The 14,150-nt window shown below is 67.7% G+C and carries 13 protein-coding genes; 12 read left to right on the forward strand and 1 reads right to left on the reverse strand.

The features are described 5' to 3' along the window. Positions 1–45: 45 nt before the first annotated feature. From pheS to tyrS, 12 genes are all read left to right on the forward strand, one after another. On the forward strand, positions 46–1,140 hold the full coding sequence (gene pheS / locus IEX71_RS18280) for a phenylalanine--tRNA ligase subunit alpha (RefSeq protein ID WP_188838452.1): 1,095 nt from the start codon (positions 46–48) through the stop codon (positions 1,138–1,140). Further along, entirely contained in the window at positions 1,140–3,668 is a 2,529-nt protein-coding gene (gene pheT / locus IEX71_RS18285) for a phenylalanine--tRNA ligase subunit beta (protein WP_188838453.1), read from the forward strand. Before pheS ends, pheT begins: the two co-directional genes overlap by 1 nt. Positions 3,669–3,806: 138 nt before the next feature. Further along, on the forward strand, positions 3,807–4,853 hold the full coding sequence (gene argC / locus IEX71_RS18290) for an N-acetyl-gamma-glutamyl-phosphate reductase (protein ID WP_188838454.1): 1,047 nt from the start codon (positions 3,807–3,809) through the stop codon (positions 4,851–4,853). 76 nt (positions 4,854–4,929) lie between these two features. Further along, complete coding sequence (gene argJ / locus IEX71_RS18295; protein WP_188838455.1) at positions 4,930–6,081, forward strand: bifunctional glutamate N-acetyltransferase/amino-acid acetyltransferase ArgJ; 1,152 nt, start codon at positions 4,930–4,932, stop codon at positions 6,079–6,081. Then, positions 6,078–6,995, forward strand: a complete 918-nt coding sequence (gene argB, locus IEX71_RS18300; RefSeq protein ID WP_188838456.1) for an acetylglutamate kinase — start codon at positions 6,078–6,080, stop codon at positions 6,993–6,995. Before argJ ends, argB begins: the two co-directional genes overlap by 4 nt. Next, positions 6,992–8,179 carry an acetylornithine transaminase gene (locus tag IEX71_RS18305; RefSeq protein WP_188838457.1) on the forward strand — a complete coding sequence of 396 codons (1,188 nt, stop codon included), beginning with the start codon at positions 6,992–6,994 and terminating at the stop codon, positions 8,177–8,179. Before argB ends, IEX71_RS18305 begins: the two co-directional genes overlap by 4 nt. Further along, complete coding sequence (gene argF, locus IEX71_RS18310) at positions 8,176–9,111, forward strand: ornithine carbamoyltransferase (protein WP_188838458.1); 936 nt, start codon at positions 8,176–8,178, stop codon at positions 9,109–9,111. Before IEX71_RS18305 ends, argF begins: the two co-directional genes overlap by 4 nt. A 27-nt stretch (positions 9,112–9,138) precedes the next feature. Further along, positions 9,139–9,651: an arginine repressor gene (locus IEX71_RS18315; protein WP_188838459.1), complete on the forward strand. Its 513-nt coding sequence runs from the start codon at positions 9,139–9,141 to the stop codon at positions 9,649–9,651. Positions 9,652–9,702: 51 nt separating this feature from the next. Beyond that, entirely contained in the window at positions 9,703–11,148 is a 1,446-nt protein-coding gene (gene argH / locus IEX71_RS18320) for an argininosuccinate lyase (RefSeq protein ID WP_188838460.1), read from the forward strand. Positions 11,149–11,230: 82 nt separating this feature from the next. Continuing rightward, positions 11,231–11,782, forward strand: a complete 552-nt coding sequence (locus IEX71_RS18325) for a P-loop nucleotide/nucleoside kinase family protein (protein WP_505674113.1) — start codon at positions 11,231–11,233, stop codon at positions 11,780–11,782. Continuing rightward, the gene (locus tag IEX71_RS18330; protein ID WP_188838461.1) at positions 11,769–12,365 is read left to right on the forward strand and encodes a DNA-3-methyladenine glycosylase; all 597 of its coding nucleotides are present in this window, start codon (positions 11,769–11,771) and stop codon (positions 12,363–12,365) included. The genes IEX71_RS18325 and IEX71_RS18330 overlap by 14 nt, the downstream gene beginning before the upstream one ends. 62 nt (positions 12,366–12,427) lie before the next feature. Beyond that, on the forward strand, positions 12,428–13,690 hold the full coding sequence (tyrS, locus tag IEX71_RS18335) for a tyrosine--tRNA ligase (RefSeq protein ID WP_188838462.1): 1,263 nt from the start codon (positions 12,428–12,430) through the stop codon (positions 13,688–13,690). A 183-nt stretch (positions 13,691–13,873) separates the two neighbouring features. Here tyrS and IEX71_RS22585 read toward each other — a convergent pair. Then, positions 13,874–14,150: hypothetical protein (locus tag IEX71_RS22585; protein WP_229749849.1), on the reverse strand; the 277-nt coding region annotated here is incomplete at its 5' end.

Here is a 14,150-nt window from a genome sequence, read left to right on the forward strand (position 1 = left end):
TAGCGGCGGGGGACGACTTCGCGGGGTGACTTAGACTCAGGCGCTGTGTCTGGTCCCAACACGTCATACGATCCCGTCGAGGTGGCCGCCCTCGATCCTGCCGCCGTCGAGCAAGCCGTCAGCGAGGCGCTGGCCGCCTTCGCGGATGCGACCTCGCTGGACGAGCTGAAGGCAGCACGCACCGCTCACCAGGGGGACAAGAGTCCACTGGCGCTGGCCAACCGTGAGATCGGAGCGCTGCCACCGTCGGCCAAGGCGGAGGCCGGCAAGCGGGTCGGCAAGGCGCGTGGCCAGGTGGGGGCGGCGCTCAAGGAGCGACAGGCACAACTGGAGATCGAGCGCGACGAACGCATCCTGGTCGACGAGGCGGTCGACGTCACGATGGTGCCGGGCCGCCGGCCGCTTGGCCGGCGTCATCCGGTCGAACTGATGGGCGAACGCATCGCTGACATCCTGGTCGGCATGGGCTGGGAGATCGCCGAGGGGCCGGAGGTCGAGGCGGAGTGGTTCAACTTCGACGCCCTCAACTTCGACGTCGACCACCCCGCACGGCAGATGCAGGACACCTTCTACATCGCACCCGAGGACAGTGGCCTGGTGCTGCGCACGCACACCTCCCCGGTGCAGGCCCGATCCCTGCTGGAGCGCGGTGTCCCGCTGTATGTCGGTTGCATCGGCCGCGTCTACCGCACCGACGACCTCGACGCGACCCACATGCCCGCGTTCCACCAGATCGAGGGCATCGCCGTCGACAAGGGCATCACGATGGCGCACCTGAAGGGCACGCTCGACCGGATGGCGAGCGAACTCTTCGGGGAGGGCATCACCACTCGGCTGCGCCCGTCGTTCTTCCCGTTCACCGAGCCGTCGGCTGAGATGGACCTGCGGTGCTTCGTGTGCCGCGGTGAGGACCCGGACTGCCGTTCGTGCAGCGGCACGGGCTGGATCGAGTGGGGCGGCTGCGGCATGGTCAACCGAAACGTGTTGCTGGCGTGCGGGGTCGACCCGGATGTCTACTCCGGCTTCGCGTTCGGCATGGGCATCGACAGGGCATTGCAGTTCCGCACCGGACAGTCGGACATGCGGGAGCTGATCGAGGGGGACGTGCGCTTCGACGCGCAGTTCGGGATGGAGATCTGATGCGGATTCCGTTGGATTGGCTGGCGGAGTATGTCGACCTGCGCCCCGGCGCGACCGGTGTCGATGTCGCGGCCGCACTGGTGCGCGTCGGGCTGGAGGAAGAAGGCCTGCACGGTGGCGAGGTCACCGGCCCCCTGGTCGTCGGCAAGGTGCTCACCAAGGAGCCCGAGCCGCAGAAGAACGGCAAGACCATCAACTGGTGCACCGTCGACGTGGCCGGCGCCAACGGCTCTGGCGAGCCGCAGGGCATCGTGTGCGGCGCGCACAACTTCGAGGTCGGCGACCTGGTCGTCGTCGTGCTGCCGGGCGCGGAACTGCCTGGTGGCTTTGCGATCTCGGCACGCAAGACCTACGGGCACGTGTCCGCCGGCATGATCTGTGCCGCCGACGAATTGGGCCTGCCGGACGACGGCTCCGGTGGCATCATTCGGCTGGCGGACCGGTTGCCCGGTGCGGATCTCACACCCGGCGAGGACGCCATACCGCTGCTCGGGCTGGACCGCGAGACGATCGAGATCAACGTCACGCCGGACCGCGGCTACTGCTTCGCCATACGGGGTGTGGCGCGGGAATACGCGCTGTCGGAAGGTCTGCCGTTCGTCGACCCCGTCGCCGAACTCACCGCTGCGGCGCCCGCAGGCAACACCGACGGACACGAGGTCCGCGTCCAGGACGACGCTCCGCTGCGCGGCGTCGTCGGCTGCGACCGGTTCGTCGCGCGGGTGGTCCGCGGAGTCGACGTGTCGGCGCCGACCCCGGCCTGGATGGCGACCCGCCTGACCGAGGCCGGCATGCGACCGATCTCGCTGCCGGTGGACGTCACCAACTACGTCATGCTCGGGCTCGGTCAGCCACTGCACGCCTATGATCTCGCGACCATCGACGGTCCGATCGTCGTCCGCCGCGCGCGAGCCGGTGAGAAGCTGAGAACCCTTGATGGGTCGGAGCGTTCGCTCTTCCCGGAGGACCTGCTCATCACCGATGGCGGCGGGCGCGGGCTCGGGATCGCCGGCGTGATGGGCGGATTCGACTCCGAGGTCAGTGACGGCACGTCCGACATCCTGATCGAGGGCGCGCACTTCGACCAGATCACCGTTGCCCGCTCGGCTCGGCGGCACAAGTTGCCGTCCGAGGCGTCCAAGCGTTTCGAGCGTGGGGTCGACCCGCAGCTCGCACCCGCGGCCGTCGAGCTGGTCGTCCAGCTGCTGGTGAAGTTCGGCGGCGGCATCGCCGACACCGGGGTCACCGACCTGGACAACACCGGTCCTACAACAGCTGTCGCCTTCGACCCGGCGCTCGCGGGGACGCTGGTGGGCATGTCCTACGACGACGATCAGGTGGCGCGAGTGCTGCAGGACGTCGGCTGCGACGTGGACCGAACCGGAGCGGCCTGGTCGGTGACTCCGCCGTCCTGGCGACCGGACCTGCGCACCGGACCTGACCTGGTCGAGGAGGTCGCGCGCGTCGTCGGCTACGAGAAGATTCCGTCCGTGCTGCCGACGCCACCGGGCGGGCGTGGCCTGACCCACGGGCAGCAGGTACGTCGTTTGATTGCGAATGTCCTTGCCGCGCAAGGGTTCCACGAGATCTGGTCAGCGCCTTTCACGAGCGATGAGCGACACGAGGCGTTGGGTTACCCGGCGGAGGCAGCCAGAGCTCGCACGGTCCGGATCGCGAATCCGTTGTCCGAGGAACAACCGCTGATGCGGATCTCGGTGCTGTCCACCATGATCGACGCCCTGAAGCGCAACGTCTCGCGCGGGCTCAAGGACGTGGCCCTGTTCGAGCAGGGTCTCGTCGTTGCGTTGGAGGATGCGCAGCAACCGGCACCGTCCTCGCCGGTCGGTGTGCTGCCGGATCCGGAACTGCTGGCACGGATCCGCTCTGCGGTGCCACCGCAGCCACGCCATCTGGGCCTGTTGGTGACCGGCGAGGCGGCCCGCACCGGATGGTGGGGAAGCGGCCGGCCGGCCGACTGGAGTGACGTCGTCGGTGCAGTGCGCGCGGTGGCAGAGGCGCTTGCGGTGCCGGTGCAGGTCACGGCGGCGGGCACGACGCCGTACCACCCGGGAAGGTGCGCCGAATTCACGCTGGCCGACGGCACGCTCGTCGGTCACGCCGGCGAGTTGCACCCCAAGGTCGTCCAGCAGCTCGGGGTGCCGGCTCGCACCGTGGCCGCCGAGATCGATCTCGACGTCCTGATCGCGGCGAGCGACCAGCCGGTCGTGTCGGCCCCGATCAGTACATTGCCGGCGGCCACGAGCGATGTCGCGCTGGTCGTCGATCAGGGCGTGGTCGCGGCGTCCGTGGAGTCCGCACTGCGCACCGGTGCCGGACCACTGCTCGAGTCGATCCAGCTCTTCGATTCCTATCAGGGCGATCAGGCGGGCGAGGGCAAGAAGTCGCTGGCCTACCGGATGATCTTCCGGGCACCCGATCGGACCCTGAAGACCGAGGAGGTCAACGCGGCACGCGACGCCGCGGTGGCGAGCGCGGGAAGTGCGACAGGAGCTACCCAGCGCACCTGACGCCGGCCATTTCGTCGAGAGGACACTCTTTCGCCGACAGGACGGGCATTTCCGCCGCGAATCGGGCGGAATTCGCTGTCCCTTCAATCATCGGGTGTCCTCTCGGCAAAGCATGACTATGCGTCACGGTGTATAGTCATGCAGGTGTTGTCAGTAGCTGTCGCCGGAGCCAGTGGCTATGCCGGTGGAGAGATCCTTCGTCTGTTGATCGGACACCCCGAGGTGACGATCGGTGCCGTGACCGCGGCTTCGTCCGCCGGTGATCCTCTTGCGCGTCATCATCCGCACCTGACGCCGCTGGCCGACCGCGTGTTGCAGCCGACCAACGCCGAGACGTTGGCCGAGCACGACGTCGTCTTCCTGGCGCTGCCGCACGGCGCGTCGGCGGAGCTGGCCGCTCAACTGCCCGACGACGTCACGGTGATCGACTGCGGTGCCGATTTCCGGCTCGTCGATTCGCGCGCCTGGGAGGAATTCTACGGCTCCGCACACGCCGGGACCTGGGCCTACGGGATGCCGGAGCTCGTCGTCGAGGGCGGTGCCAAACAGCGGACGCAACTCTTCGGTGCGTCCCACATCGCCGTGCCGGGCTGCTACCCGACGGCGTCGTCGCTCGCGTTGGCGCCGGCTCTCGCAGCCGGGCTCGCGACCGGTGACGTGGTGATCGTCGCTGCCAGCGGGACCTCGGGAGCAGGGAAGTCGCTGAAGCCGCACCTGCTGGCTGCCGAGGCCATGGGGTCGATGAGCCCGTATGGCGTGGGTGGCGTCCACCGCCATACGCCGGAGATCGAGCAGAACCTCTCCCGTGCCGGCGGGGCTCCGGTGACGGTCTCGTTCACTCCCACTCTGGCGCCGATGCCGCGGGGCATCCTGGCGACCTGCTCGGCGAAGGTCGCGCCCGGGACGACGACGTCGCAGGTGCGCGCGGCCTATGCCGAGGCGTATGACGCCGAGGCATTCGTGCAACTGCTGCCCGAAGGTGTCTGGCCGACCACGGCCGCGGTGATCGGCTCCAACAACGTGCAGGTGCAGCTGGCGGTCGACGAGCGCGTGGGCCGAGTCGTGGTGGTGACCGCCATCGACAACCTCACCAAGGGCACCGGTGGCGGCGCGGTGCAGTGCCTCAACCTGGCCCGTGGATTCGACGAAGGCGTCGGCCTGCCGACGACCGGGCTGGCACCGTGATGCGGCGGGCCTACAGAGCGGGTCGAGTAGGGCCGAGCAACGAGGCACGTATCGAGACCACCGAAGGAGCAGATCGATGAGTGTGACTGCAGCACAAGGTTTTCGGGCCTCGGGCGTGATCGCGGGTCTCAAGCCGAGTGGCCGACCCGACGTGGCGCTCGTCGTCAACGACGGCCCCGCGCACGCAGCCGCCGCCGTATTCACCAGCAACCGGGTCGAGGCGGCACCGGTGACCTGGTCGCGACAGGTGGTGAGCGATGGCCGCGCCGATGCGGTGATCCTCAACTCCGGTGGTGCGAACGCCATCACGGGCGCGCAGGGTTTCGCCGACACGCACGCGACCGCTGAGCATGTCGCACAGTTGCTGGAGGTCTCGGCCGGTGACGTGGTCGTGTGCTCCACCGGACTGATCGGCGAGCTCCTGCCGATGCCGAAGCTCCTCGCCGGTGCGGATGAGTCTGCGAAATCGCTGTCCGCACAGGGTGGTCCGGCTGCAGCTGAGGCGATCATGACGACCGACACGGTCGCCAAGGAGTCTGTGGTCACCCAGGACGGCTGGACCGTCGGCGGTATGGCGAAAGGCGCCGGCATGCTTGCGCCGGCGCTGGCCACGATGCTGGTGGTGATCACCACGGACGCCGTCCTCGACGAGTCCGAGGCGGATGAGGCGCTGCACGCGGCGACGTCGGTCACGTTCGACCGGATCGACTCCGACGGGTGCCAGTCGACCAACGACACGGTGCTGCTGATGGCCTCGGGTGCGTCCGGTGTCCGACCGGACCTCGCGCGGTTCAACGACGCCCTGACACAGGTGTGCGCCGACCTGGCCCGTCAACTCATTGGCGACGCCGAGGGCGCGGCACACGACATCGCGATCGAGGTCGTGCATGCAGCGGACCTGGACGACGCACTCGAGGTCGGCCGGTCGATCGCCCGCAACAACCTCTTCAAGTGCGCGATCTTCGGTCAGGACCCCAACTGGGGGCGCATCCTTGCGGCCGTCGGCACCACGAAGGCTGCTTTCGAACCACACCGGCTCGCGGTGTCCATCAACGGAGTTCAGGTCTGCCGCGACGGCGGTGTCGGGGAGGACCGCTCGCTGGTCGACCTGACCGGACGCGACGTGCACGTGGTCGTCGACCTGGCCGCCGGCGATCAGGGCGCGACCATCTGGACCAACGACCTCACCCACGACTACGTCCACGAGAACTCGGCCTACAGCACATGAAGCGCATTCCGACAGACCTCGCCACTGCCGCCGCCAAGGCGACCACGCTCGTCCAGGCGCTGCCCTGGCTGGAGCGCTTCCGCGGTGCGCTCGTCGTCATCAAGTACGGCGGTAACGCCATGATCGACGACGAGCTCAAAGCGGCGTTCGCCCAGGACGTGGCGTTCCTGCGCTATGCGGGCCTGCGTCCGGTCGTGGTGCACGGCGGAGGACCGCAGATCCAACGGATGCTCGACCGGCTCGACATCGCCTCGGAGTTCAAGGGCGGCCTGCGGGTCACCTCGTCCGAGGCCATGGACGTCGTCCGGATGGTCCTGACCGGGCAGGTTTCGCGCGAACTCGTCGGTCTCATCAATCAGCACGGCCCGCTCGCGGTCGGTATGTCGGGTGAGGATGGTGCGCTGTTCGGCGCCCGTCGGCGCGGCACGATCGTCGACGGCGAGTCGGTCGACCTCGGCCATGTCGGCGATGTGGCGACGGTCAACCCGGATGCGGTCCAGGACCTGCTCGCAGCGGGCCGGATCCCGGTCGTGTCGTCGGTCGCTCCGGACCTGGATTCCGGGGGCGAAGTGCTCAATGTCAACGCCGACACCGCAGCCGCTGCGCTGGCGGTGGCGCTCGGCGCGCACAAGCTGGTGGTGCTGACCGATGTCGAGGGTGTCTATGCCGACTGGCCGGACCGCGACAGCCTGCTCAGCTCGCTGCCGGTCGACCAGGCGGAGGAGCTGATGGGCCGGGTCGACGCCGGGATGGTGCCCAAGCTCGAGGCGTGCGTACGCGCCATACGAGGAGGGGTGCCGCAGGCGCACGTGGTGGACGGCCGAACAGCGCACTCCATCCTGCTGGAGATCTTCACCGACGAGGGCATCGGCACGATGGTTATCCCGAACGACAAGGTGGTTAACGCACAATGACTTCGAACAGCGAATGGTTGCAACGCTATTCGGACAGCATCCTCGGCGTCTTCGGCAACCCGCCGCTGGTCCTCGACCACGGCGACGGCTGCTACGTCTGGGACGTCGATGGCCGCCGTTACCTCGACCTGGTCGGGGGCATCGCGGTCAACGCACTCGGCCACGGGCATCCCGCACTGGTCTCCGCACTCTCCAAGCAGGCCGGCGAAGCGGTGCACATCTCCAACCTGTTCACCTCACCGGGACAGATCAGGCTCGCCGAGCGACTGCTGCAGATCTCCGGCGCACCGGAGGGTTCGCGGGTCTTCTTCGGCAACTCGGGCGCCGAGGCGATCGAGGCGGCGGTCAAACTGGCCCGACGCACCGGCCGCACCGGCATCGTCGCAGCGGAGGGCGCCTTCCACGGCCGCACCACCGGTGCCCTCGCACTGACGCACAAGGCCGCCTATCGCGAGCCGTTCGAGCCGCTGCTGCCCGGCGTCTCGCACATTCCGTATGACGACGTCGACGCGTTGCGCGCGGCCGTCGACGAGACGACGAGCGCCGTCGTGCTCGAGCCGGTGCAGGGCGAGGCGGGAGTGGTGTCCCCGGCGGTGGACTTCCTGCGGGAAGCCCGCGAGATCACCACTGCTGCGGGCGCATTGCTGATCATCGACGAGATCCAGACCGGCATCGGGCGCACCGGAGCATGGTTCGGCTTCCAGCACGCCGGCATCGTGCCGGACGCGATCACCATCGCCAAGGGCCTCGGCGGTGGCATGCCGATCGGCGCGATGATCACCTTCGGGCCGGAGGTGTCGGCGCTGCTCACGGCGGGGCAGCACGGCACGACGTTCGGCGGCAATCCGCTGGCTGCTGCTGCCGGGCTCGCGGTGCTCGACACCATCGAGCAGGAAGGTCTGCTCGCACATGCAGAGCATGCCGGCAGTCACCTGGCAGCGACGATCGCAGAGGCGCAGATCCCGCACGTGACCGGTGTGCGCGGCGCAGGTCTGTTACGGGCGATCAGCTTCGACGAGCCGATCAGCGTCGCGATCGCGACCGCGGCACGCACTGCGGGGTTCATCATCAATCCCGTTGCGCCGGAAGCGATTCGGCTGGCGCCGCCACTCGTCATACAAACGAAGCAGCTGGACACGTTCGTGGCCGCGCTACCCGGATTCGTCGAGGAGGCGAAAGCATGAGCACCACCCGACACTTCCTGCGGGACGACGACTTGACACCCACCGAGCAGGCCACCGTGCTCGACCGTGCCGCCCAGCTGAAGGCCGATCATCTCGCACTGCGGCCGCTCGACGGGCCTCGTGTGGTGGCCCTCATCTTCGACAAGCCCACCTTGCGCACCCAGTTGTCGTTCACGGTCGGCGTCGCGGAGCTCGGCGGGCACCCGATGGTCGTGGACGGCAAACTCGCGCAGATCGGCTCTCGTGAGTCGATCGCGGACGTGACCCGGGTGATCGAGCGCCAGGTGGCCGCGATCGTATGGCGCACCTATGAGCAGTCACGCATCGAGGAGATGGCCGCGAATTCGACTGTCCCGGTCGTGAATGCGCTGACCGACGACTTCCACCCCTGCCAGATCCTGGCGGATCTGCTGACGATCCGCGAGCACAAGGGGCAGCTCGCCGGATTGACGATGACGTATGTCGGGGACGGCGCCAACAACATGGCGCACTCCTACCTGCTCGGTGGAGCGACCGCGGGGATGCACGTGCGGATCGGGGCGCCGACTGGCCACCAGCCGCGGGTGGAGATTGTGCAGCGGGCCGGCGAAATCGCCTCGTGCACAGGTGGTTCCGTGCTGGTCACAGACGATCCCGTGTCCGCTGTCGTGGGTGCCGACGTGGTGATCACCGACACCTGGGTCTCGATGGGCCAGGAGGAGGAGGCCGGTGATCGCAAGGGCGTCGAGAGCCCGTTCAGCAAGTTCGCGGTGGACGGCGCCCTGGTCGGGCACGCGGCGGACGACGCGATCGTCATGCACTGCCTGCCGGCATATCGCGGTTTCGAGATCAGTGCCGACGTGATCGACGGTCCGCAGTCCGTTGTGTGGGACGAGGCCGAGAACCGCCTGCACGCGCAGAAGGCCGTGTTGTCGTTCCTGCTCGAATCATGATGCACAGCAACGAAACGGTGACTCGGTATGACGACTGAGAGCCCTCTCGCCGCCAATCGGACCGCGCGTCAGCAGCGCATCGTCGAGATCCTGACCCGGGAGTCGATCGGCTCGCAGGCTTCGCTCGCGCAGCGGCTCAAGACGGACGGCATCCGCGTCACCCAGGCGACGTTGTCCCGGGATCTGCTCGAGCTCGGCGCGGTCAAGGTGCGCCACGGCCGGCAACTCGTGTATGCCGTGCCTGGCGAGGGCGGCGACCGGACCCTCGTCAGCGGGGGCGACGGTGGCACGGCGGAGCCCGATGCGCGCCTGAGGCGCATCTGTGCCGACCTGTTGGTCACCGCGACCGTTTCCGGCAACCTGGTCGTGCTGCGGACGCCTCCCGGCGCAGCGAATTTCCTCGCCTCGGCGATCGATCACGCAGACCTGCAGCACGTCCTCGGCACGATCGCCGGGGATGACACCATCCTGATAATCGCTGCCGACGGGGAAGCCACTGCCGTGAGCGATCACCTGCTGGAGCTGGCCGACGCCGGTTGACCCGTTCCGACCACCACTGACAGTCCGACCAACCATGAGAGTGAGCGCCCCGTGACCGACGCCGAAAAACGACTCAGCCTGTGGGGCGGCCGCTTCGCCGGAGGCCCGGCCGATGCCCTTGCCGCACTGTCGAAGTCGACACACTTCGATTGGCGGCTGGCACCGTATGACATCGCCGGCTCGAAGGCGCACGCCCGGGTCCTGCATGCCGCAGGGCTGCTGCACGAAGCCGCGCTGGGGACGATGCTGACCGCGCTCGACCAGTTGGCGGCCGACGTGCAGGACGGCAGCTTCACTCCGGCACAGGACGACGAGGACGTTCACACCGCGCTGGAGCGTGGCCTGATCGAGCGAGCGGGTGCGGACGTCGGTGGCCGGCTGCGAGCCGGACGCTCCCGGAACGACCAGGTGGCGACGCTGTTCCGGATGTACCTGCGCGATCACGCGCGTCTGGTGTCCGGCCTCGTGCTGGACGTCGTGGACGCGCTGGTCGGCCAGGCACAGGCGCATCTGTCCGTGTCGATGCCCGGACGCACCCACTTGCAGCATGCGCAGCCGGTGCTGCTCGCGCACCACCTCCTGGCCCACGCCTGGGCGCTGCTGCGGGACGTGGATCGCTTCCGTGACTGGGACCGGCGCACCGACGAGTCGCCATACGGCTCAGGGGCGCTCGCCGGTTCCTCGCTAGGCCTCGACCCACTCGCGGTCGCGAAGGACCTGGGGTTCTCCACTTCGGTGCGGAACTCGATCGACGGGACCGCCGGCCGTGACTTCGTAGCCGAGTTCGCCTTCGTCTCGGCGATGTCAGCGGTCGACATCTCGCGCATCGCCGAGGAGGTCGTGCTCTGGGCGACCAAGGAGTTCTCGTTCGTCACCCTGGACGACGCCTTCTCCACGGGCTCGAGCATCATGCCGCAGAAGAAGAACCCTGACGTCGCCGAGTTGGCACGCGGCAAGGCAGGCCGGCTGGTCGGTGACCTCGCGGGCCTGATGACGACGCTGAAGGCGCTGCCATTGGCCTACAACCGTGACCTGCAGGAGGACAAGGAGCCGGTGTTCGACGCGATTGACACGCTCGAGGTCCTGCTGCCCGCGTTCTCCGGCATGGTCGCCACGCTGACGTTCCACCCTGATCGACTGAATTCGCTTGCGCCGCAAGGCTTTGCGCTCGCCACCGACATCGCGGAATGGTTGGTCAAGCAGGGCGTGCCGTTCCGCGTCGCGCATGAGGTGGCGGGGGAGTGCGTGCAGGTGTGCGAGTCGCGCGACATCGAGTTGTGGGATCTGTCCGACGAGGACCTTGCCGGCATCAACCCGGCGCTGACGCCCGATGTCCGCTCCGTGCTCAGCGTCGAAGGCTCGCTCGCCTCCCGCGACGGCGCAGGCGGCACGGCTCCGGTGCGTGTCATGGAGCAGATCGTGCAGGCTCGCGAGGCGTCGTCGGCGGCCCGCTCCTGGGCGGCGGCAGAACTCGACTTCCCGCAGCGGGTGCGCTGAGCGGTTCCGCTCCGGGCGGTCGTGCGGCCGACCCTGCCGATACCTGATGCGCTCGGCGTATGCCGTCTGCGACACTGCGGCCGTGACGATGATCGTGCAACTGGTCGGTCCTCCGGCGTGCGGCAAGCGGACGATCGGCGCGGCGCTCGCTGAACGCACCGGAGCCCGGTTGGTCGACAACCACTTGATCAACGACCCCGTCTTCACCGCACTGGGTGTCAACGGGCACGGTTCGTTGCCGCCGCAGGCGATTCCGATGGCCGGGCGGGTTCGGCAGATCGTTCATGAAGCGGCCCTCGCCGCACCTGCCGACATCTCGCACATCTTCACCAACTGGCTGGTCGACACTCCCGAGGACGCGCGCGCTGCGGACGAGATCCGGAACCTCGCCAGGATCCGGGGCGCCGACTTCTACCCGGTCTGGCTGTCCTGTGATCCAGCGGAGATACGTGACCGACTGGTGCTGCCCGACCGAGCCGTTCGCAACAAACTGCGTGATCCCTCGATGGTCGAGGACATCGTTTCCCGAGGCACGACGCCAGCGCCCGACGACGCCTTGCAGCTGGACACGTCAGCCGGTTCACCACAGGCGGCAGCCGCGCAGATCGTGGCGTGGATAGATGCCCATCACTGAACCGTTCGCGACCGCGCACCGACTGCTCGGCGCGCACTTGATCGGCCGGGGCGTCACGGCGCGCATCACCGAGGTCGAGGCGTATGACGGAGCGAACGATCCCGGTTCCCATGCCTTCCGTGGCCGCACACCGCGCAACGAGGTGATGTTCGGCCCGGCCGGTCACCTCTATTGCTACTTCAGTTACGGCATGCACGTGTGCTGCAACTACGTGTGCGGACCGGACGGCAGATCCGCCGCCGTCCTGTTGCGTGCGGCCGAGATCCTCGATGGCATCGAGCTGGCCCGAGAACGCCGGGGTGGTGCGCCGGACCGCAATCTCGGCCGTGGACCCGCGTGTCTGACCCAGGCACTCGGCATCAGGCTCTCCGACAACGGAACGGCTCTGCACGACGACGACTCGGCCGTGCGCGTCGAATGGCGCGATCGGGTGCCGGCGACTTCGATCAACTCCGGTCCCCGGGTCGGGGTGAGCGGTGCGGGGGGCGATGCGGTGGCGTACCCCTGGCGCTTCTGGATCGACGGCGACCCGACCGTCTCGGCATACCGAGCGGCGAAACCGCGTCGTCGTCGTACGGACTGATACGGCAGGCTAGGTCCGGGCGGCGTCCGCCGTGCCGACTACCCGAGAGGACGGAACACACCGTGAGCGAGATCTTCGACGAGTTGCAGTGGCGTGGCTTGGTGGCGCAGACCACCGATGTGGCCGCGTTGCGGAAGGCACTCGCCGACGGGCCGTTGACGATGTATGTCGGCTTCGATCCGTCCGCCGACTCGCTGCACATCGGCAACCTCGTGCAGCTAATCGTTGCCCGCAAGATGCAGCGCGCCGGGCATCGGGTGCTGTGCCTCGTCGGCGGATCCACCGGCCTCATCGGTGACCCGAAACCCGACTCCGAGCGCGTCATGCGCAGCAAGGACGAGGTCGCGGCAGCGGTCGCGCTCATCCGCCAACAGGCGGAGGCGCTTCTCGATTTCGAGGGCGACAACCCGGCGATGATGGTCAACAACCTGGACTGGACGGAGCCGATCTCGGCACTGGACTTCCTGCGCGACTACGGCAAGCACTTCCGCGTCAACGCGATGATCAAGAAGGACGCGGTGTCCCGGCGCCTCAACAGCGATCAGGGCATCAGTTACACCGAGTTCAGTTACCAGATCCTGCAGGGACTGGACTACCTGCACCTCTACCGGGCCGAAGGCTGCACGTTGCAGCTCGGCGGCAGCGACCAGTGGGGCAACCTGCTGGCCGGCGTGGATCTGATCCACTCCGCCGACGGCGCATCGGTGCACGCCATGACAACCCCACTGATCACCGATGCCAGTGGCCGCAAGTACGGCAAGTCCGAGGGCAACGCCCTGTGGCTCAATCCGGACCGTATGTCGCCATACGCCTTCTACCAGTTCTGGATCAACCTCGACGACTCCGACGTCATCGACAAGATGCGGGTCTTCACCGATCAGGACGAAGCGTCGATCCAGGACTACGCGCAACAGGTGACGGAAGAACCGTTCCGCCGTGCTGCGCAGAAGGCGATAGCCGCCGAGATGACCACGCTGGTGCATGGAGCGGAGGCGACAGCGGCCGTCCAGGCCGCCTCGGAGGCGCTCTTCGGCAAGGGCGATGTGGCCGCCCTGGACGCACGGACGCTGCAGGACGCAACGGCCGAGCTGCCGGGCGGAGAGGTGGCTCCGGGCACCGGCGTCGTCGACGCGCTGATCGCGGTGGGCATCGCCGACTCGCGGAATGCCGCCCGACGGCTCATCGGCGAAGGAGGAGTCTCGGTCAACAACATCAAGGTGACCGACTCCGACGCGACCCTGGACACGAGCACCTTCTTGCACGGCAAGGTGGCGTTGCTCAAGCGCGGCCGCAAGCACTTGGCGGCTGCTCGCAACCCACGCTGAATCAGGTTCGACCACGTCGGCGACGTCCCTCCGAATCGGCGGGACGTCGCCGATTTGCATGCACCGTCATCTGCTGGGTAATGTCTCGCCTCGCGCCTCAGGACGGAGCGCACCACGACTCAGGTCGAGGTGCCGGATGTCGGGGGAGCAGGATCCACCCTCAAGTTGTCGGCAGCGCCGACGTCAGGTAAGGTAGATCCTCGTTGCCAGGGAGGCACGGACACCGACGGCGAGAGCCACGGCGGCCGGTCCCGGAGCAGCAAAATCCACTCCTTTTCGATCGATCTCAATCGTTTCGGTTCGCCGAAAACGCCGATTTGGAAAGACACGGAAAAGAGTGTTAGCTTTAAGAAGCCCCAAGAGCGAAGCAAAACAAAGCGGAGCAAAGGGTGCGGTCGTTTTTTGAGAACTCAACAGCGTGTCGAATGATTGATGCCAATTGTTTGTTGGTTTGATCGTT

It is taken from the genome of Flexivirga endophytica (assembly GCF_014640635.1).
GTDB classification, from domain to species: domain Bacteria; phylum Actinomycetota; class Actinomycetes; order Actinomycetales; family Dermatophilaceae; genus Flexivirga; species Flexivirga endophytica.